The following is a 427-nucleotide window of genomic DNA, read 5'->3' as shown; positions in this document are numbered from 1 at the left end:
GGGGCGATCCTGCAGCGGCTGACCGCGAACCCCCTGGCCTCGCCCGAGGTGCTGGGCGTGTCGGGCGGCGCCTCGCTTGGCTATGCGGCGGTGGTCTTTGGCCTGGCCGCCCCTGGCGCGCTGGCGCTGGCGCTTGGGACGATGGCGGGGGGTGCGCTGGCGCTGGCGGTGCTGGTGGCCTTCACAGCGCGCCGAGACATGCCGGCGGAACGCGTGCTGCTGGCGGGCATCGCGGTGTCGGCCCTGGCCTCGGCCGTGCTGTCGGCGATGATGGCGGTGGGCGATGCACGGGCTTGGGCGATCCTGTCCTGGCTGTCGGGATCTGCGGCCGCCGTGCCGATGGCGGGGGCCGTCGCGCTGGCGGCCCTGGCCGTGGCCGTCTGGCTGGCCACGCTGGCCCTGCGCCGCTGGCTGGCGCTGCTGCCAG

The 427-nt window shown here is 76.3% G+C and carries 1 protein-coding gene; it reads left to right on the top strand.

Annotated features, from left to right (window positions below; translation table 11 throughout):
• The coding region (locus TW83_RS19080; RefSeq protein WP_045984371.1) for an iron chelate uptake ABC transporter family permease subunit at positions 1-427 on the top strand (427 nt) is incomplete at both ends.

It is taken from the genome of Paracoccus sp. S4493 (genome assembly GCF_000967735.1).
Taxonomy (GTDB): Bacteria; Pseudomonadota; Alphaproteobacteria; order Rhodobacterales; family Rhodobacteraceae; genus Paracoccus; species Paracoccus marcusii.
The sequence above is the reverse complement of the archived record's forward strand: the minus strand, read 5'-3'. Positions and strand labels throughout refer to the sequence as shown.